Annotated in this window: 18 protein-coding genes; 8 read left to right on the top strand and 10 right to left on the bottom strand. The window is 66.4% G+C overall.

Features of this window, described 5'->3' with window-relative positions; translation table 11 throughout:
- Positions 1 to 73: 73 nt before the first annotated feature.
- A complete protein-coding gene (locus tag CSW57_RS12790) occupies positions 74 to 1,141 on the bottom strand; it encodes a ferredoxin--NADP reductase (RefSeq protein WP_099383375.1) in 1,068 nt (355 codons plus the stop codon).
- A gap of 276 nt (positions 1,142 to 1,417) precedes the next feature.
- Between CSW57_RS12790 and CSW57_RS12785 the strand changes: the two genes are divergently transcribed.
- Together CSW57_RS12785 and CSW57_RS12780 are read left to right on the top strand one after the other, a co-directional pair.
- The gene (locus CSW57_RS12785) at positions 1,418 to 2,218 is read left to right on the top strand and encodes an IclR family transcriptional regulator (RefSeq protein ID WP_099383374.1); all 801 of its coding nucleotides are present in this window, start codon (positions 1,418 to 1,420) and stop codon (positions 2,216 to 2,218) included.
- A 126-nt stretch (positions 2,219 to 2,344) separates the two neighbouring features.
- Positions 2,345 to 3,136, top strand: a complete 792-nt coding sequence (locus CSW57_RS12780; protein ID WP_099383072.1) for an SDR family NAD(P)-dependent oxidoreductase — start codon at positions 2,345 to 2,347, stop codon at positions 3,134 to 3,136.
- Positions 3,137 to 3,259: 123 nt separating this feature from the next.
- Here CSW57_RS12780 and CSW57_RS12775 read toward each other — a convergent pair whose 3' ends face one another.
- The 5 genes from CSW57_RS12775 to CSW57_RS12755 form a co-directional block, all read right to left on the bottom strand.
- Positions 3,260 to 4,831, bottom strand: coding sequence for an FAD-dependent oxidoreductase (locus CSW57_RS12775; RefSeq protein ID WP_099383071.1), 1,572 nt, complete (start codon positions 4,829 to 4,831; stop codon positions 3,260 to 3,262).
- Positions 4,832 to 4,982: 151 nt separating this feature from the next.
- On the bottom strand, positions 4,983 to 5,384 hold the full coding sequence (locus CSW57_RS12770) for a VOC family protein (RefSeq protein ID WP_099383070.1): 402 nt from the start codon (positions 5,382 to 5,384) through the stop codon (positions 4,983 to 4,985).
- Positions 5,381 to 6,139, bottom strand: a complete 759-nt coding sequence (locus tag CSW57_RS12765) for an SDR family NAD(P)-dependent oxidoreductase (RefSeq protein WP_099383069.1) — start codon at positions 6,137 to 6,139, stop codon at positions 5,381 to 5,383. Before CSW57_RS12765 ends, CSW57_RS12770 begins: the two co-directional genes overlap by 4 nt.
- Positions 6,140 to 6,239: 100 nt before the next feature.
- Positions 6,240 to 7,055: an SDR family NAD(P)-dependent oxidoreductase gene (locus CSW57_RS12760; RefSeq protein ID WP_099383373.1), complete on the bottom strand. Its 816-nt coding sequence runs from the start codon at positions 7,053 to 7,055 to the stop codon at positions 6,240 to 6,242.
- A gap of 48 nt (positions 7,056 to 7,103) precedes the next feature.
- Positions 7,104 to 8,057: an SMP-30/gluconolactonase/LRE family protein gene (locus tag CSW57_RS12755; RefSeq protein WP_099383068.1), complete on the bottom strand. Its 954-nt coding sequence runs from the start codon at positions 8,055 to 8,057 to the stop codon at positions 7,104 to 7,106.
- Between the two features lie 250 nt (positions 8,058 to 8,307).
- Between CSW57_RS12755 and CSW57_RS12750 the strand changes: the two genes are divergently transcribed.
- The 6 genes from CSW57_RS12750 (at position 8,308) to CSW57_RS12725 (ending at position 14,437) form a co-directional block, all read left to right on the top strand.
- Positions 8,308 to 9,120, top strand: coding sequence for an enoyl-CoA hydratase-related protein (locus CSW57_RS12750; RefSeq protein WP_099383067.1), 813 nt, complete (start codon positions 8,308 to 8,310; stop codon positions 9,118 to 9,120).
- Positions 9,117 to 10,274 carry an acyl-CoA dehydrogenase family protein gene (locus tag CSW57_RS12745; RefSeq protein WP_099383066.1) on the top strand — a complete coding sequence of 386 codons (1,158 nt, stop codon included), beginning with the start codon at positions 9,117 to 9,119 and terminating at the stop codon, positions 10,272 to 10,274. Before CSW57_RS12750 ends, CSW57_RS12745 begins: the two co-directional genes overlap by 4 nt.
- Positions 10,271 to 11,398, top strand: coding sequence for an acyl-CoA dehydrogenase family protein (locus CSW57_RS12740; protein WP_099383065.1), 1,128 nt, complete (start codon positions 10,271 to 10,273; stop codon positions 11,396 to 11,398). The genes CSW57_RS12745 and CSW57_RS12740 overlap by 4 nt, the downstream gene beginning before the upstream one ends.
- Positions 11,395 to 12,678, top strand: a complete 1,284-nt coding sequence (locus CSW57_RS12735; protein ID WP_223249221.1) for a CaiB/BaiF CoA transferase family protein — start codon at positions 11,395 to 11,397, stop codon at positions 12,676 to 12,678. Before CSW57_RS12740 ends, CSW57_RS12735 begins: the two co-directional genes overlap by 4 nt.
- A 13-nt stretch (positions 12,679 to 12,691) precedes the next feature.
- Entirely contained in the window at positions 12,692 to 13,387 is a 696-nt protein-coding gene (locus CSW57_RS12730) for a GntR family transcriptional regulator (protein WP_099383063.1), read from the top strand.
- Between the two features lie 78 nt (positions 13,388 to 13,465).
- On the top strand, positions 13,466 to 14,437 hold the full coding sequence (locus tag CSW57_RS12725) for an alpha/beta hydrolase (protein WP_099383062.1): 972 nt from the start codon (positions 13,466 to 13,468) through the stop codon (positions 14,435 to 14,437).
- Positions 14,438 to 14,485: 48 nt separating this feature from the next.
- On the opposite strand, the gene CSW57_RS12720 is transcribed toward CSW57_RS12725, so the two are convergent.
- The 4 genes from CSW57_RS12720 to CSW57_RS12705 are packed head-to-tail and all read right to left on the bottom strand — an operon-like array spanning position 14,486 to position 18,294.
- Positions 14,486 to 15,772, bottom strand: coding sequence for an NAD(P)/FAD-dependent oxidoreductase (locus tag CSW57_RS12720; protein ID WP_223249220.1), 1,287 nt, complete (start codon positions 15,770 to 15,772; stop codon positions 14,486 to 14,488).
- Position 15,773: 1 nt separating this feature from the next.
- Entirely contained in the window at positions 15,774 to 16,094 is a 321-nt protein-coding gene (locus tag CSW57_RS12715; protein ID WP_099383060.1) for a 2Fe-2S iron-sulfur cluster-binding protein, read from the bottom strand.
- Between the two features lie 9 nt (positions 16,095 to 16,103).
- The gene (locus CSW57_RS12710) at positions 16,104 to 17,351 is read right to left on the bottom strand and encodes a cytochrome P450 (RefSeq protein ID WP_099383059.1); all 1,248 of its coding nucleotides are present in this window, start codon (positions 17,349 to 17,351) and stop codon (positions 16,104 to 16,106) included.
- Between the two features lie 34 nt (positions 17,352 to 17,385).
- On the bottom strand, positions 17,386 to 18,294 hold the full coding sequence (locus tag CSW57_RS12705; RefSeq protein ID WP_099383058.1) for an SDR family NAD(P)-dependent oxidoreductase: 909 nt from the start codon (positions 18,292 to 18,294) through the stop codon (positions 17,386 to 17,388).
- Positions 18,295 to 18,356: the final 62 nt, after the last annotated feature.

The following is an 18,356-nucleotide window of genomic DNA, read 5'->3' as shown; positions in this document are numbered from 1 at the left end:
CAACCGCAGGTCCACTTGTGACGCGCGTCTCCCATCGAATGGGAAGCCGATTCGAAACCCGGGCGGGTGGGTTTCAGTACTCGATCTCGATGACTGCGCTGACCGGTTCAGCCTGACACGCGAGGACATACCCCTCCGCCACATCTTCTTCGGCCAGAATCTCGTTGTGCGCCATGGTTAACTCCCCCGTCCTCAGAACACAGACACAGGCGCTGCAGGCGCCCTCCCGACAGGAGTAGGGCGCGTCGAGACCGGCCGCGAGCAGCGCGTCGAGCAGCTTCTGCTTCGCCCTCCATTCGACGGTGCGCCGTTCGCCGTCGAGGTCCACCGCGACCGTGCAGACAACCCCACCAGCGTCGGAGCCGATGGTCTCGGGCGACTTGACGGGGTCGAAAGGATTGCCGTGCAACGACAGGAACCGCTCGGTGTGGACGTGGTCATGTGGGAAGCCGACCTGATCACACACGTCCACGGTGAGATCCATCAGCGGTGTGGGTCCGCAGACGTAGACGTTGCGATCGGTCATCGGCCGCAACAGCGCCGACAGCCCCTCGCCGGTCGGGTATCCCTGGACCGACTCCAGGATGTGCACCACGGTCAGTCGCGTGGCGAACCGCTCAGTCAGCAAACGGAGTTCGGCAGCGAAGATCACCGATGCCTCGTCGCGATTCGCGTAGACGAGGAAGACGTCACCGGAACCGCTGAACAGCAGCGATTTGGCGATGGAGATCACGGGCGTGATGCCGCTGCCGCCGGCGACCAGGACCACCGGTTCTGTCAGCGAGCGCGGACCGAAGGTACCTCCGGGCGGGAGGACCTCGAGTTCGTCCCCCACTCCGACGGTGTCACAGATCCAATTCGAGCCGTGCCCGCCGAGAACGCGCTTCACCGTGAACTTCACGTCGGTGTCCGCGTGCGGTGAACTCGCCAGCGAGTAACACCGCGCACTGCCCGTGCCGGCGTCGGGTACCCGAACAGTCAGGAATTGACCGGAGGCATACTCGAACTCGGCTGCGTCCTCGGGCCGGGGACGCACCACGATCGACCGGGCGTCGGCGGTCTCGTCAATGACCTCGACCACGCGGACACGTCGGCCACGACCTCCTTCGGCGGCCGCTCCGGCTGCCGGGAACGCCTCCATGTCGACGTCGGCGATCACGTCGTTGGGCATCAGTCTCCTCATTGGTTCTGGGGGGGTGGCCGCATCGACCGAGCGAAGACCGGACGCGCGCGAACCTACAAACGGTCCGCGAAAGGATAGGCATGTCCGACAAAAAGGAAGCAGGACCGTTCCGCTGGCCGGGAACACGAGGCGACGGGGGGTCGCCTCTACTGCCACCGTCGAGGCGACCGACGTGCCCTGACGAGCCGGTCGCCACGCGAGGGTATCGTGACCGGTATCACACAAGGAGGTCAGGTGAGAACGACACAGACGGGCGGCGCCCCGATTTCCGTGGTGGACAGGGTGTCGACGGTGCTCGAGGCCTTCAACGGGACCGGGCCGTTGACCCTTGCGCAGGTCACCGCGCGGACCAAGTTGCCGCGATCGTCCGTGCATCGTCTGCTCGAGCAACTCGCCGGTGCCGGGTGGTTGGCACGTTCGCCGGATCAGACCTACGAACTCGGCGTCAAAGCCTACGAGCTCGGTCAAGCGGCGCTGAATCAGAACCGGCTCCTCCAAGGCGCGCGCCCCGTGATGGCCGCGTTCGCTCGTCGGACGGGGTACACAATGCAACTCGGCGTCGTCGACGGCGGCGACATGGTTTACCTCGCAAAGGTCAACGGACGACTGTCGGGCCCTACCCCGACCGCCGTGGGCCAACGCATCCCAGCACACCTGACCGCGCTCGGGAAAGTCGTACTCGCCTACGCGGAGATATCGCCGCGACGCATCTCACCTAGAGGTCTGCACACAGACGAGGATGGTGCACTCGTCCGGCGTACCGCGCTCAGCATCACAACGGCATCGCGATTCGACAGCGAGCTCGCGCAGATCCGTGATCGTGGTGGCGCGTTTGATCGGGGAGAGGCTTTCCCGGGGATCGCGTGCGTAGGTGTGTCGATTGGCCCCCCCGACCACATCTACGGCAACATGGCCGGCCTCTCCATCTGCGGCCCGGTGGGAGCGCTCGATCATCGCAAACTCCTCGGCCCGGTCCGGATCGCAGCGCGCGAGATCTGGGACCGGTGTGTCGCCGCCGATCTGGCGGACCACTGAGCTGCAATTCTCCCCCGCCTGAACGCCCACCGAGTGGGAGACGTAGGCGACGCACCCCTCCCCTCGGGGCACGATCGAGGCCCAGAGTCCTCGTGTACTGGACGGGGCGACGAGAAGGAGGAACGGATGAATCGATTCGACGGCCGACGGGTCCTGGTCACGGGCGCAGCATCGGGTATCGGCAGGGCCACCGCTCTGCGACTGCTGTCCGAGGGTGCCACCGTGGTCGGGGCTGACGTCTCGGGCGACGGGCTCGCCGCAACCGCGCAGGCGGCAGCCGACGTCGCGAAACCCGACCAGTTCGTCTCGCGTGCCATCGACATCGGCAACGAGGATTCGGTCCGTGACGGCGTCGCTTTCGCCACCGAACACCTCGGCGGACTCGACGTACTGGTGAACGCCGCCGGGATTCTCCGCAGTGGACACACCGAGCAGGTCACGCTGCAGGAGTGGGATCAAATCATTCGCATCAACCTGACCGGTACCTTCCTGATGATCCGTGAGTCGCTGCCGGCGTTGATCGAATGCGGCCGCGGCGTGATCGTCAACTTCAGTTCCACCTCGGCAAGCTTTGCGCACCCCTACATGGCCGCGTATGCGGCCAGCAAGGGCGGCATCCAGTCGATGACGCACACCGTCGCGCTCGAGTTCGCCAAGCAGGGCATCCGGGCCGTCTCGGTAGCGCCCGGCAGCATCTCGTCCGGGATGACCTCGGCGCCCGGCTTGCCGCACGACTCGGACGCGTCGTTGTTCATGAAAATGCAACCGGTGGTGCGGGTCGAGCGCGCGGAACCACCGGCCGTACCCGGCATGGCGGGACCCGAAAAGGTCGCTGGCGTCGTGGCCATGCTGGCCTCCGACGACGGGGCTTTCATCAGCGGCACCGAGATCCGCATCGACGGCGGCAGTCACCTCTGAAACGGATTCGTCGATCGGCCTGAGACGGACATGGAGCCGGGCCGCGGCGCGCATTCTGCTGCGCCACGGCCCGGAGTCTTTGTGGAACGCGCGTTCCGGATCGAGCTCCAGATCGTTTCGCCGTCAGGCGGTTTCGGCTGCCCGTCCCGCGTCAGCGAGATGTGAGGCCATGTCTGCGACGGCACGGTAGGCCATGACCATCCCGGAACCGAGTGGTGTGCCCGGACCCGGATAGACCTCCCCCGAGATCGAAGCCGTGGAATTACCGGCCGCATACAGTCCGGGCACCACGCCGTTCCCGCCGGAGCTGAGCACGGCACCGTCGCCGTTGATCACCGCCCCGCCCTTCGTCCCGAGATCACCGAGGACCATCCGAACCGCGTGAAAGCGTGACCCGTCCAGGGCGACGAGGCACTGGCCGGCCGTTTGTGCACCGAGGAAGAACCGGCCGTACGGGTCCTCGCCACGCTGGAAGTCGTCGTCGCTGCCCTGCGCGGCCAGCTGATTGAAGCGATCCACCGTTGCGGTGAGCGCCGCGGCGTCGATCCCGATCGCGGTGGCAAGGTCCTCGATCGACGTGGCGGTGTGCCACAAACCGGCCTCGGTCATCGCCTCGCGGTCCGGGGACGGCGCACAGATCGCCGGAAGGTCGTCGCCCGATCGGTCATCGAAGATGTACCAGAACCCGTCACCCTTGCCGGCCAACATCCGTTCGCGCATTGCGCGACCCATCTGGTCGTACGGGAGCAGTTCGTTCGCGAAACGGCTGCCCGTCTCGTCGACGATGATCCCCGCGCGCAAGCCGAGCGTGAACACCGCGTGGCCGTTCGGGAAGAGCGTCGCCGGGCACCACCATGACTGGTCGAGCAGATCCAGCTCGGCGTCGACACTCCGGAGCATCGCGAGGGCGTCGCCCGATCCCGTGGCCGGGTGCGACGAGGTCCACTCCGACGAGGGCATGTGCTGAAGATCGTGTCTCAGCTCAGCGTTGCGTTCGAAGCCACCGGCCGCGAGCAGGACCCCGCCACGCGCCTGAATCCTGCGTTCGTCGTTCGCACTGCGGACCACGACGCCGGTGACCCGTCCGGAGTCGTCGGAGACCAGGGACTCGGCCGCGGTCTCCTTGTACAGATCGGCGCGCCCGGATTCGTCGAGAGCCAACAGCATCCGCGCGATCCACGCCTGCCCGCCGTCGAGCACCGTACGGTCCATGTCGATGCCGAACTGATCGGCAGGGACCATCGGTCGGATGTCGTGGACTCGAACGCCCACCTCGTCGGCGGTGATCGGCTTGGCGAAGATGCTCCGCCCGTAGTCCTTTCGGCCCGGCGCCGGGAAGTAGTCGGGGAACGGTCGGTGTTCGAGCGGAATCCCGATCTTGTTCTCGAGAAAATCGGCAACAACCGGTCCGGTCTCGATGAACGTACGTTGCACGCCGGGGTCGGTCCGCTCGCCGACGGTGTTGCGGAAGTAGGTGAGCCCGGTCTCCACCGAGTCGTCGACACCGTCGCGCGCGAGGACGTGGTTGCCGGGCAACCACACGCTGCCGCCCGAGTAGGCCGAGGTTCCGCCGAACCGGTCGGTCTTCTCGACCACACACACCGTCAGTCCGCGCGAGGTCGCCGCGAGCGCGCCGGCCAGTGCGGCACCGCCCGAACCGATGACGACCACGTCGTAACTGCTGTTCCAAGTCATTGCGCACTCCGTGTTCTGCCGCCGCGCCGGCCGTCCCGGCGCGCGCGGTTGTCGATCTCGCGCCGGCCGCGCTCCTGGTCACAACCGACAGCGGCCACGCTAAAGGCCTCGCGGTGACCCATACCCTTCAGTTCCCGCTCAGTGGTCCTTGTCATGCCCGGGGTTGCACCGGCCCGACAAATTCCAGTTCGTATCCGTCCGGGTCGGCGATCACCCCGATCGTCATCCCGTACTCGGGATACTCGGTGGCCTCGGCGATCACGCTGCCGCCGAATCCGAAGGCACGGCCGATGACCGCCTCCGGGTCGTTCGTGTTGAGGACGAACTTGCGCAGCATGTCGCCGTGCTCGGCGGGTTCGGAGGCCGCGCCGTCGGTGGGCAGGATGAGTTCGAGGCCCGCCGAGCCGGCGCGGACGATCGCCGCGGTGAATGAGGGTGTGGTGAACTCACGCTCGATCTCGAAACCGCAACCCTTCGTGTAGAACTCGACCGACCTCGACAGATCGCTGACCCGGATCGCGGTGAGCGAGAGGGTGACCGCGCCGACGCTCATCGCGTCTGCGACCCGCCGTTGAAGTCGAGGGTCTGGCCGGTGATGCCGCCGGCCTCGTCGGAGGCGAGGTACGCGCAGAACGCCCCGACCTCGATCGGGTCGCCGAGTCGACCGATTGGGATGGTCTGCAGGATGGCGTCGATCATCTCCGCGGGCATCTTGTCTTCGAGATTCTTCTGGTGGCCGAGAGCGACGATGTTCGCGGTGATCCCGTGTTGTCCGGTCTCGGCCGCAAGGTGGCGGATGAAGCCTTCGATTCCGCTTTTGCCCGTCGCGTACAAGGTCTGGTTGATGTTCTGGCCGGTGCGCGCCGAGCCGGACGAGATCTGCACAATGCGCCCCCAGCCGGCATCGCACATCCCGTCCAGGACGACCTTGATGCAGTTCATCGCCCCGAAGATGTTCAGGTCGATGGGCCCCCGCCAGTCTTCCGGTGACAGATCGCGGAACGGTTTGATGATTCGACCCTCCGCGACGCCGGCATTGTTCACCACGATGTTCACCTGCCCGCCGAGTGCGGCTTCGGCGGCGCGGATGTTGTCGCGCGTTGCGTCATAGTCGGTCACGTCGAACGCCGCGGCGACAGCCCGGTTGCCCTCCTCGACGATAGCTGCGGCGACCTTCTCGGCGCGATCGTTGTGCAGATCGTTGACGATGACGGATGCGCCCTGTCTACCAAGAACTTTCGCGATTCCTTCACCGACACTTTGCCCCGCGCCGCTCACGAATGCGGTGCGTCCCGTCAAATCAAACATGTCTACTCCTCTTCTTTTCGGCCGCAGTCGTGCGGCCCGTATTGATCAACGATGACGATGCGATGCGCGCCCGAAGAGCAGGTGACATCCGCGACGCCCTTCAGAATCGGCGACCGATTCCACCGTCGTGGTAGAGCGAGGCTCCGGTGACGAAACGAGCTTCCTCGGATGCCAAGTAGACGAATGCGTGCGCAGTGTCCTCGGGCCGGCTGCTCGTGTTCAGTGGCGCGGCACTCGAGATAGCGGCCTCGGCTGCGTCCCGATCGGACCACAGACCGCCGTCCACGTACTCGACGAGCGCCTCTTCGATCAACGGGGTCATCGTCAGTCCCGGATGGACCGAATTGACGCGAACCCGCTGCGGCCCCAATTCATCTGCGGCACACAGTGTGAGCATTCGCCCGGCGGCTTTGGACACCGAGTAGGCCAGATTGTTGGGATTGGACATGTACGACGACATCGACAGGTTGTTGATGACCACGCCGCCACCGGCGAAGCGCTCGTGGGCAGTGAGCAACTGCTCGAGGCACGCCTGCATACCGAGTAGCAGCGCGTCGTGGTTGACCGCCATCACCCTGCGGATGTCCTCGAGGCTGCTGCTGGCGACCCCTCCATGGACCGAGATCCCCGCATTGTTGACGAGAATGTCGATGACTCCGAACTCCCGAACCGTCGCATCGACCACCGTCGTCCAGCCCTCAGCGGAGGTGACGTCGTGTTGCAGCAGCAGGAATCGTCCCTCGCCGAACTCTGCGCTGATCCGCTCGTTGATCTGTTCGGCTTCGTCGGTGCGGAAGTCGGTTCCCACGACACCCGTGCACCCCTCGCGTAAGAACGCTTCGCACACCGCGAGGCCGATGTTGCCCACTCGTCCCGCGCCCGTGACGATGGCAACTTTTCCTTCGAGTCTTTTCATGTCCATCCTCAAATTCGACGATTGTTCGGTTGTGACGTCGAGGCGACGTCAAGGGCGCGTGGCGCCGCCGCGGTACGGGACCTCAGCCGTCCAGATGGACCCCAGCTTCTCGCGGGCCGACTTCTCGAAGTCGTAGACCTCGACGCCCACCATGACGTAGAGCGTCGACCGTTCGGGGCCACCCAGAACACATGCGGCGGTCGACCCGACCGAGAGCGGGATCGGTACGGCGTCGGTGATGCCGTCTCCGGTCACCCGCACGACGTGGCCTCCTCCGGGTAGCGCCGCCCAAACGCCGCCTTCCTCATCGAGCGCGATTCCGTCCGGCAAGAACGGGCACCCCGCGAACTCCTCGGGCGCGCTGAGACTGCCATCGGACGCTCGGTCCATCATGACGATCCGCGAACGCAACACCTCGGCCGCATACACCTGCGAACCATCCGAGCTGATCCCGATCCCATTGGCGCACTGGAGAGGTCCGACGGCGCCGGCGGTGTGTGGCGAACCGTCCGGCTCGACGACGATCAACGGCGACGAGGCCACCTGAGGGTTCTCGGTGAAGATGTCGAACCCGAGTTGTGTGACATAGGCACGGCCGTCGGCGTCGACGACCATGTCGTTGGCCGCCGACGGGCAGAACGGCGCGAGGTCGGCGTACACCTGCAGGTCGTCCTCGTCGCGCCCGCCGTGCACCAGGACCAGTCGCTCGTGCATGGAGACGACGATCAGTCTGCCATCCGGAAGCCACCCGAAGCCCCCGAGGACGATGGGGACACCGTCTGGGGTCCGGCGCCCCGTCGCATCGACCGCGATTTTCACGTTTCCCGAGCTGTCGAGGGTCTTCAGCGTGGCGGTGTACATGTCGGAGAACCACAAGGTGTCGTCGTGCCAGCGAGGACACTCCGGCCACGAGAATCCGGTGGCGAACTGCCGGGGTTCGACGACTCGAGCTCCAGAAGCGACGACAGCAGGCGCCACGAGCGCAGGATCAGGATAGGTCATGCCCGCCAACGCCTTTCGGACCAAACTCGGCAACGGACGCAGCGCCGGCCTGAGATCTACACGTCATTGCACTTCCCGTCGTCGTCCGGCCTGGGCGCGGGTGGCGGAAGGCGCACACGCGTCGTGCTCGAACCGAGACACTAGTGACGCATGCAACATCTGACCGCCGCCGTCCCATTCAGCGGTCGGATGGGAAATGGTCACGACATATTGGATGTCTTTTTGTATCCAATCTTGTAGAGTCGGCGTCATGACTTCCCGGCCAGCCACCTCCGAGACCATCGACGACCCTGAACAGCCCTCTGTCATAACCACTTTCGCGGACGGCGTCGCGCGCTTGACCCTGAACAATCCGCGCCGCAAGAACGCCATCAGTCTCTCGATGGCAGCGGCGTTCGACGATTTCTGCGACTGGGTGATCGGCGATCCGACGATCGGAGCCGTGGTCGTAGACGCCGCGGGCCAGTACTTCTGCAGCGGCGCCGACACCCGCGATCTGGCGACCTCGTCGTCCGATCCGGCGTCGCCAGAGGCGGTCTCACGTACCTCGGCCGTCTACGGCGCGTTCGTACGGGTCGGGTCGCTGCCCGTGCCGACCATCTCCGTGGTGGTGGGCGGCGCAGTCGGTGCCGGACTGAATCTGGCCATGGCCACCGACATTCTCGTCACCACCCCGGACGCGATCCTCGACAGTGGATTCCTCGCGCGCAGCATCCATCCCGGTGGCGGTCATCTGTCCCTGCTCGGGCGGGCAGTGGGCTGGTCGACGACGATTGCCATGGCCGCCTGCGGACAGAGCCTCACCGGCACCGAGGCGGTCGCGAAGGGTCTCGCACACGCTGCTGTCCCCGCCGAAGAACTGCCCGCACTCGTCGACGGGCTGACCGGCCCGGCCGCACGTGATCCTGAGCTGACGCGCCGGATCATGACCAGCGCCCGACTCGAACTCGGTCCGCCGGCGGTCAGCTGGTCGTCTGCCCTGGAGATCGAACGCGGCGTGCAGATGTGGTCGATGTCCCGTAAGGGGCAGCAGGCTTGGTCGTCGCGGGGCCCAAAGCAGTGACGACCACCTCCTCGCCGCGGCAATCGGTGACCGCCGACGAGCTCGAATCACTTCGGGCCGATGTTCGCGCATTCCTCCGCGACGAGATCGACAGGGGCGGCATCGTGCCCGATGTCGACAGCTGGATGACCGGATTCGATCCCGGTTTCAGTAGCCGTCTGGGCGAGCGTGGGTGGGTCGGTATGACCATGCCGACCGAGTACGGCGGCCACGGCCGCACGCCGGTCGAACGTTTCGTCGTCACCGAGGAGCTGCTCGCGCACGGCGCCCCCGTGGCCGCCCACTGGATCGCCGACCGCCAGATGGCACCGGGGATCCTTGCGAACGGAACCGACGAGCAGAAGCGACGATACCTGCCCGGGATCGCGTCCGGCACAACCTTTTTCGCCATCGGCATGAGTGAGCCGGACGCCGGCTCCGACCTGGCTGCCGTTCGCACGCGCGCCATCGACAATGGTGACACGTGGACGATCAGCGGCACCAAAGTCTGGACCACCGGCGCCCACCTCGCACACGCGATGGTCCTGCTGGCACGCACCGACGGCGTCCCCGATGACCGACAACAGGGATTGTCCCAGCTCGTTGTCGACCTCCCCCACCCGAACATCGAGATCCGGCCCATCCGGAGCATCGACGGACAAGCGCATTTCAACGAGGTCATCTTCCACGACGCGGTTGTCGACAGGTCGGCGCTGCTCGGCGAACGCGGCCAGGGCTGGGCCCAGGTCATGGGCGAACTCGCTTTCGAGCGTTCCGGCCCGGAGCGCTACCTGAGCACGATGCCTCTACTCCGCGCCTGGGCGGGCGAATTGCGTGCACACGGCGCGACACCCGAGCAACGCACGACACTCGGGACGCTCACCGCGGTGGCGTGGGCACTGCGCGGAATGTCGCTGCAGGTGGCCGACGAGCTGTCCGCGGGCGGCAAACCGGACGTCCTCGCGGCGATGGTCAAGGACCTCGGCTCCACCTTCGAGGGCGACCTGGTCAACGCGATCCGGAGCTCCTCCGGAACCGTGGCTCGCCGCGACGGCGGCACTCCAATCGAGCGTCTGCTCGCGCAAAGTGTGCTACACACACCGGCTTTCACCCTGCGGGGCGGAACGAACGAGATCTTGCGCGGGATCGTCGCGCGCGGATTGGGGATTCGATGAGCGACCTGGCCAACGAGTTGACCGCGGCGACCCGCTCGATGCTAGATCGCATCGACATCGACACCGAGACCCCCGCCCGGGGGGTGTCGGACGCACTCTGGGCTGCGCTCGTCGAGGCGGGCTTCACCTCGGTGGACGTCCCGGCCGAAGCCGGCGGCCACGGATGCGACACCTCCGACGCGATCGCGGTGCTGTCCACAGTGATCGGGAGCGGCGCACTCGTACCGTTCATCGAACATGCGATGCTCGCCGCGTGGGTGTCCGGAACGGCCGGACAGGATCTCGGCCAGGGCACCGCGACGATCGGCGTGGCCGACGCCGGACTCGTCGTCGACGATTCCGTCGAGCCACTGCGCGTGAGCGGTATTGTCCGCGACGTCGTGCATGTGTCCGCGGCATCGATGCTCGTGATTCTTCTTCCCGAGAGCGAGAACTCCGGCGCCCGCGTGGCGACCATCTCGCTGGACCACGACGGCGTGTCGGTGACCGCGGGCCGCGACCTCCTCGGCGCATCGATCGGCAGCGTCACCCTGGACTACGTCCCGGCGACCACTGCGAACTGCCCGGTCACTGCCGCCGAGGTGCGACAGCGCGGTGCGCTCATCTACGCCGCCGCGATGGCGGCGGCCGCCGGCACGGTCCGCGACCGGACCGTGCAGTACGCCTCCGAGCGGACCCAGTTCGGCAGGCCACTGACCAAGTTCCAGGCGATCCAGCAACGACTCGCTTCGATGGCCGCGTCGACGACAATGATGGAGATCGCGTCCCGCCGGGCTGCCGCAGCGGCGTCGAGTGCTCCGCAATCCGCGCGAAGTGCCACTGCGGCAGCGAAAGTCGTCACGTCGCTCTACAGCCACGAGGTCGCTGCGGCGGGTCATCAGATCCACGGTGCCATCGGCTTCACCTCCGAGCATCCGCTCGGACGCTCGACCACGGCGTTGTGGGCGTGGCGCGATCGCTACGGCGCCGAGCGAGAGTGGGCGGACGTGATCGCCTCGGACGTCCTGGATGCCGGGTCCGATCCATGGGACCTCATCACCGGCACCGCGCCGCCATCTGGCACCGCGGCCGCACCAGACGACGGCCACGCCAAACCCTCGTCAACAGAACGGATTTCGCAGTGAGCACGACCATCTCCGGCGGCAACGACACCGCACCCGAGCCGGGGACGACAGTCGACCCGCGCGCCGCGTGGAGGGCCGCCGACACCGCTGAGGGCAACGGCGTACTGACCGGCGTCCGGGTGCTCGATCTGAGCCGGGTGCTCGCCGGGCCCTACTGCGCACAGACCCTCGCCGACCACGGCGCCGAGGTGATCAAGGTCGAGGCCCCGAGCGGCGACGAGACCCGGGGCTGGGGACCGCCGTTCGTCGACGACGACACCAGCAGCGCCTACTACAACAGCCTGAATCACAGCAAAGAGAACATCTGCCTGGATCTGCGGACCGACGAGGGACGCGCGGTCCTTGCCGACCTTCTCGCAGGAGCCGACGTGGTGATCGAGAACTTCAAGGCGGGCACCATGGCCCGCTGGGGCTTTGATTACGAGACGGCCCTCGCCGCACGGCATCCCGGTTTGGTGTATTGCCGCATCACCGGCTTCGGGGTGGACGGACCGATGGGCGGCCTACCCGGCTACGATGCGGTACTCCAGTCGTTCGGCGGTCTGATGAGTATCAACGGCTACCCCGACGGCAGCCCGCTGCGCGTCGGAGTCCCCATCGTGGACATCGTGGCGGCGAACATGGCGGTGAGCGGCATCCTGCTCGCCCTCCTCGAGCGAGAACGCAGTGGGCGCGGACAACTGATCGACATGACACTGCTCGACTCGGTCATCTCGATCCTCCATCCGCATGCTGCGAACTGGGTCGCGAGCGGTCGGGTCCCACAACGCACCGGGGACTTTCATCCCACGGTCACGCCGTATCAGGTCTTTCCCGCGCGCGACGGCGACTTCTTCGTCAGCGCCGCCAACGATCGCCAGTTCCGGTCGCTGGTCGAGACACTCGGCATCGCGCACCTCGCCGACGATCCGCGCTTCGCCTCGAACAAGGACCGTTACGCCCACCGCGAGCTTCTCGCCGCGACGTTGGGTGAGCGCATCGCCGAGCACGATCGCGCAGACCTCGCCGCCCGCCTCGAGGCCGCCGGGGTGCCCGCAAGTTCGGTGAACACCATCGACGAGGCGCTGACCTCGCCGCAGGTCCGGCACCGCGGCCTGTTCCTCGAGACCGGGGACTATCGTGGTGTCGGCGTGCCGATCTCGCTGAGCAGCTCGTCGCATCGGAAGCCCCGCCCGGCCGCGCCTCGGGGCGCGCACACGACCGGGGTTCTCGTGGCCATAGGGTACGACCCCGAACGGGTCGCGTCGCTCCGCATGGCGGGAGTGTTCGGCGACGCATGACAGGGGAGGTTTGATGGGCGACGGTTCGGGCAAGCCCGCGGTGTCCCGCGCGGCGACGCGCGTGGTCGTCGAACTCGAGCGGATGATCGTCACCGGCGAACTCCTTCCCGGACACCCGATCCGGCAGGAGCTGATGGCCGAACGCCTCGGCGTCAGCCGAGTACCGGTTCGCGAGGGGCTCCGCCAGCTCACTTCCGAGGGACTCGTTCAGCACGAGCACAATGTCGGCTACACCGTTGCAAGGCTCAACCAGTCGGAGTTCGACCAAATCTACCTCATGCGAGCCGCTTTCGAGCGAGAGGTCCTCGCCGTGCTACCGAGACTCGACAATGCCGCGCTCGACGAGATTCGAAAGCTCCGCGATCTCGTAGAGGAAGCGGCGGAGGCCGCCGACATCCTCGAGATGCGTCTGCGCAACCAGAGGTTCCACTTCGCCGTCTTCGAACGGTCGCCCTTGTCCCTGGTGGTCGCGGAGCTGCGGCGGCTCTGGAACCTGGCCATGCCTTATCACGCCGCCTATCTGTACGACCCGGGCGTACGCCGCAAGGTGTGCGACGAGCACGACGACATGGTCGACGCACTCGTCGCCGGCGACAACAACCGACTCATCGAGCTGATGAATGTCCACCGCAAGGGCGGCGAGACGAGCACAGGCGTGATGCTGGGCACGACGACACCGAGATCCATGGACGAGCGACCGGAACAGTGACGCCCCGTCGACGACCGAACCCGAGCCCGCGCAGTCGCTGGGCACAGCACTACACGACACGACCGAGGTGACACCAAGATGACCGCCAGTACGCCGCACGACGCCGGTCCACCCTGGGATCCGGATGTTGCCGAGATCGTCGACCGGCTTATCGCGGCCGGCGCCAAGGCATCCTGGCAGCGCGGCGTCGAGAAGACCCGGGAGATGCTCGAGTCCATTGTGCGGCCGCCGGGCGCAGATATGGCGTCGGTCGAGGACGCGTCAGCCGACGGCCCACACGGGCCAATTCCGTTGCGAATCTATCGCCCCCACGTCACGCCGGCCGTCGGCGCGCCCGCGCTCGTCTGGTATCACGGCGGCGGCATGATCATGGGTTCGCTCGACTCCTTCGACCGGCTCGCGCGCGATGTGGCCGACGCCACCGGCGCCGTCCTGATCAACGTCGACTATCGCCTCGCCCCCGAAAACCGTTATCCCGCAGGCAATGACGACGCGTTCGCCGCACTCGAATGGACGCACCGCCGCGCGGAGAATCTCGGCGTGGACCCGTCGCGCATCGGGGTCGGCGGCGACAGCGCCGGAGGCGGGCTCGCCGCGTCCACCGCGCTACGCAGCCGAAACCTCGGTGGCCCGCGGATCGCCCAACAGGTGATGTTCTACCCGGGTATCGCACGCCGCGACGACACCGCGTCCATGCGCGAGTTCGGTGACAGCGTGTTCCTCACCGCCGAGGACATCGACTGGATGAAGAACATGTACCTGGGTGAGGACCCGTCCCTCGACGACGAATACGGCACGCCGGCCATCGCCAAGAATCTGGCCGGTCTACCGCCGGCGATCATCGCGGTCGGACAGGGGGACCCGATCCGCGACAGCGTCGAGCTGTACGGCGATCGGCTGCGCGATGCGGGAGTCCAGGTCGCGCAGCTGCGGTATCCCGGTGTCGGACATGGATTTGCGATGCAGACCGCGTCGGTGGCACGGGCGCGCCTGGCGATGGCCGAAGTCGGCGCACTGGTCGCCGCGCGATTCGCCTCCCAGACATCCTGACGCCGGGAGGCGAATCGGCTACATCGGAAGATCCGCGTCCCACGCGGGTCAGGCTCGAACCGGCGCCAGCAGCTTCTTCAGGGGTACTGACGTGTCGGCCAGTATCGCTGCGGACGGACGGGCTCCCCGAGCAAGGGCAGACCGGAGAGCGACAAAATCGGCGGGCGAGTTCAGACACTCAGCCGCGACCAGCACGTCGTCGGCGAAGTACAGTGCGACGCGGCGACGCGGTCGTTCGGGATCGATCCGGACGAGCACCGATGTGTGCCCGCCGATGAGTCCCACGATCTGCAGTTTCTGATCGCCCTGATCCGACCAGAACCATGGCGTTCCGCGTCGCGGGACCTCTGTGCCGGCGATCACGCTCGCCGCGGCGACTGCCTGTTCGGTGGCGTTGTCGACCGATTCCAGTCGGAATCGCCGACCGCTCTCTGAGACATGGATGGTGCAGTCGCCGATGGCGAGTGTCTCTCCGTCCGACGCGACGCAGTTGCCGTCGACCACGACACCGCCATCGGTGTCCAGACCGAGCTGGTCGGCGAGCTCAGTACGCGGACTCGCGCCTACGCCGACCAGAACCGTTGCGGCTGGAACCAGCCGCCCGTCGTCGAGGCGAACCCTGACGAGACGTTCGCCGTCGGCGACGATCTCGGCCGGCACGGCGCCCAGTTCGACGTCGGTCGCCATTGCCCGGTGAGCGGAGAGCAGGGTCTCGGCCGTCGACGGACCGACCGCCCGTGCGAGCAGACGATCGCCTGCCTCGATCACCGTGACGTCGGCACCGAGTCCGCGTGCGGTGGCGGCGACCTCGAGGCCGATGAAACCTCCGCCGATCACCGCAACCGGCCCCCGTGCCACTCGCGCGAGGAGGCGATGCGCGTCGTCCATCTCGCGGAGCACCAGGACGTCGGGATGGTCCGCCCCCGGCAGATCAAGGGTTCGTGCGCGCGCCCCGGTCGCCAGGACCAGTCGATCGACTGACATTGTCTCCGTACAGTTCTCGCGAATCATCTCGAGCGTGTACCGCCCGTCGGTGCGCGTGACCCCGGTGACGTCCGTCCCGATGCGCAGCTCGATGCCGTTGTCCCTGTAGTAGGCGGGGTCGCGCAGCAGCACCGAGTCCGCAGAGGCCTCCCCCTTGAGCATCGCCTTGGACAGCGGCGGTCGCTGGTACGGAAGGTGAGTCTCGTGCGAGATCAGCGTGAGGTCACCGGTATACCCGATCGCGCGCAGCCGGTCGGCGAGGTGGACCGCGGCGTGCGAGGCGCCGACCACCCCGACACTGCGCGGGGCCGGCGCCTCAGAACCGGTGAGGTGGTCGGGTCCCACGGTCACGTCAGACCTGCTCGTCCGGAATGGTGACATGGACATCGACACCCTCGGACAGGATGAGCTGACAGGAAAGTCGCGAGTTGTCCTCCCGGTCGGAGGCCGTGCACTCGAGCATGTCGTCCTCGTCCTCACCCGGTGCGGCGAAGTTGTCCATCTCGGCCGGGTCGAGATAGACGTGACAGGTTGCGCACGACAGCGTCCCGCCGCACTGCCCGACGATCCCGGTGATGCCGTGACGAACTGCTGTGGCCATCACCGAGTCACCAACCGCTGCGTCGATGATCTTCTCGGCGCCGTCTGATTGTGTGTAGAACACCTTGGGCACGAGGTTCCCCTACCAGGAGACAGGGAGGTTGGTGACCGGCTGCGTGAGGTTGGTTTCGTCGACGACGACCTCGCCGGCAAGTCTCAAGTCCGGAAAGCGCTTGAACAGTTCGGCGAGACCCACCTGCATCTCCATGCGTGCCAGCGGCGCGCCAAGGCAGTGGTGTAGTCCGTAACTCAGGGTCAGATGCGGATTGTTGGGACGGGTGACGTCGAAGGGCTCCGCGTCACTCTCGATCACGATTCCATCGTGATTGGTGGATGCCGGGTCGACCAGCACGGCCTCACCTTCGGCGATGAGATGCCCGTCGATCTCTACATCCTCGGTGGCAACAAACGGCACCAAGCCGCTCCCCCCAGCTATTTTGTCGTCGATTGCAAAGCGACCAAAACGAAGCACCTCTTCGACGGTCGTGGGTGCCAGACCGTCCGGGTCACCCAAGAAGACCTTGAGCTGATCGGGGTTACGCAACAACGTCAGTACACCCAAGCAGATGAAGTTCGCGGTGTTGTCGAATCCGGCGATCACCAAAAGCATGGCAATCGGCAGTATCTCGCCGTCGGTGAGGCTATCGTCCTTATCTCGGGCATTGGCCAGATCGCTGATCAGATCCTCCTGGGGATCACGGCGACGCTTCTCGATGAGCTCGAAGATGTAGCCGAAGAGCTCGGTCATGTTCGCGGTGACCTCGTCCTCGGACATGTTCGAGGTGGACAAACTCGCCGAACTCCACTTCTGGAACTTCGCCCGGTCCTCCGGGGGCACCCCAAGCAGGTTGGAGATCATCTGAATCGGTAGCGCGACAGCGTATTCAGAGACGAGGTTGACGGGATCGAGGTTCTCGCCCCTCGAGTCGATCATCGAGTCGATCAGCTGGTTGGCATACTCGACTGCCGAATCCCGCATGGCCTTAACCCGCTTCGGGGAGATGGAGCGCTGCACCAGCTTTCGCAACTTGGTGTGGTGGGGCGGGTCCTCGAACTGAAGGGTCGACTTCAGGAAGTCGGGAAACTCGACGAAGTACGGGACCACCCGCTCGCCGGTACGAAACGGCTTGCGGACGAACCGTCCGTCACCGAGCATCTCGCGGGCGGCTGCGTTGCGGTGGATGACCCAGACGTCACCGCCGTAGGGCATCGTCATCTTGGTCATCGGACGATCGGCGGCGATCGCCCGATACCGCGCAGCGGCCTCGTTCGGCGGGACGGCGACGAACGGATACTCGGTACTCGTCGGGGTGGCTTCGGTTGTGCTCATGTCGTTACTCCAGAAATCGGGGCTGTTCGGACGGTCAAGAAACCGGCATCTGGGCGGGCGCGACCACCTGCGGGATCGCGTCGGGGGTGACGGCCATGATCTGCTCCCACTGCTCGGCAACGGTCTCGACCGTGAGGGAGGGATCGTGGATGCCCACCGTGTTCACTAGGGCGAGCCGGTTCACGATGCCGCCGGCCACGTTGAACACCTCGCCGGTCGCCTCGCACGACGGGTGCACCAGAAACGCGGCAACCGGGGCGACGTGCTCCGGGAGCAGCTGAGTACGCATGTACTCCATGATTTCCGGCGAGAGCGTGTCGGCGGCGGCCTCGGCCATCCGGGTACCTGCCCCGGGGGCAATGGCATTAACCTTGACGCCCGCTTCGAGGCCCTCGAGCGCGAGATTGCGCGTGAGACCGAACAGCGCGCCCTTCGACCCGCCGTAATGCGACATGCCAGGGTTGCCCAGCATCGCCTGCGAGATCGTGTTGACCACGCGCGGGGCCGGTGACACGAGCAGATGCGGCCACGCGGCGCGCAGCAGCCGCATAGGTCCGAGGTAGTGCACGTCGAGGTGGCGCTGGTACTCCTCGTCGGACACATCACGGAACGGCGCCGCCCGCACGATTCCTGCGTTGTTGATCACGGCGTCGAGTCGGCCGAAGTTCGAGATCGCCGCGTCAACGAGCGCCGTTGCGCCCTCGTCGGTGGTGATGTCCGAGTTGACCGCGACTGCCTTGCCGCCGGCAGCGGCTATTTCCGCGACGACATCGGCGGCCGGGTCACCTGATTCCACTCCCGAGCCGTCGGTGGTCGAACCGAGGTCGCCGACCACGACCGCGGCGCCGCGCGAGGCCAGTAGGAGCGCATGTGCGCGGCCGATGCCGCGGCCCGCGCCGGTCACGATCACGACGCGATCGGTGAAGTCGAGTTGTGCTGTCATTTGTCGTCCTTGAAATGGGTCGAAACGATGAGGTGTGCGGTTGGAGGTGATGGTGACCCTGC

Source organism: Williamsia muralis (assembly GCF_002735905.1).
Taxonomy (GTDB): domain Bacteria; phylum Actinomycetota; class Actinomycetes; order Mycobacteriales; family Mycobacteriaceae; genus Williamsia; species Williamsia muralis_A.
This window is presented reverse-complemented; position numbering and strand designations above follow the sequence as displayed.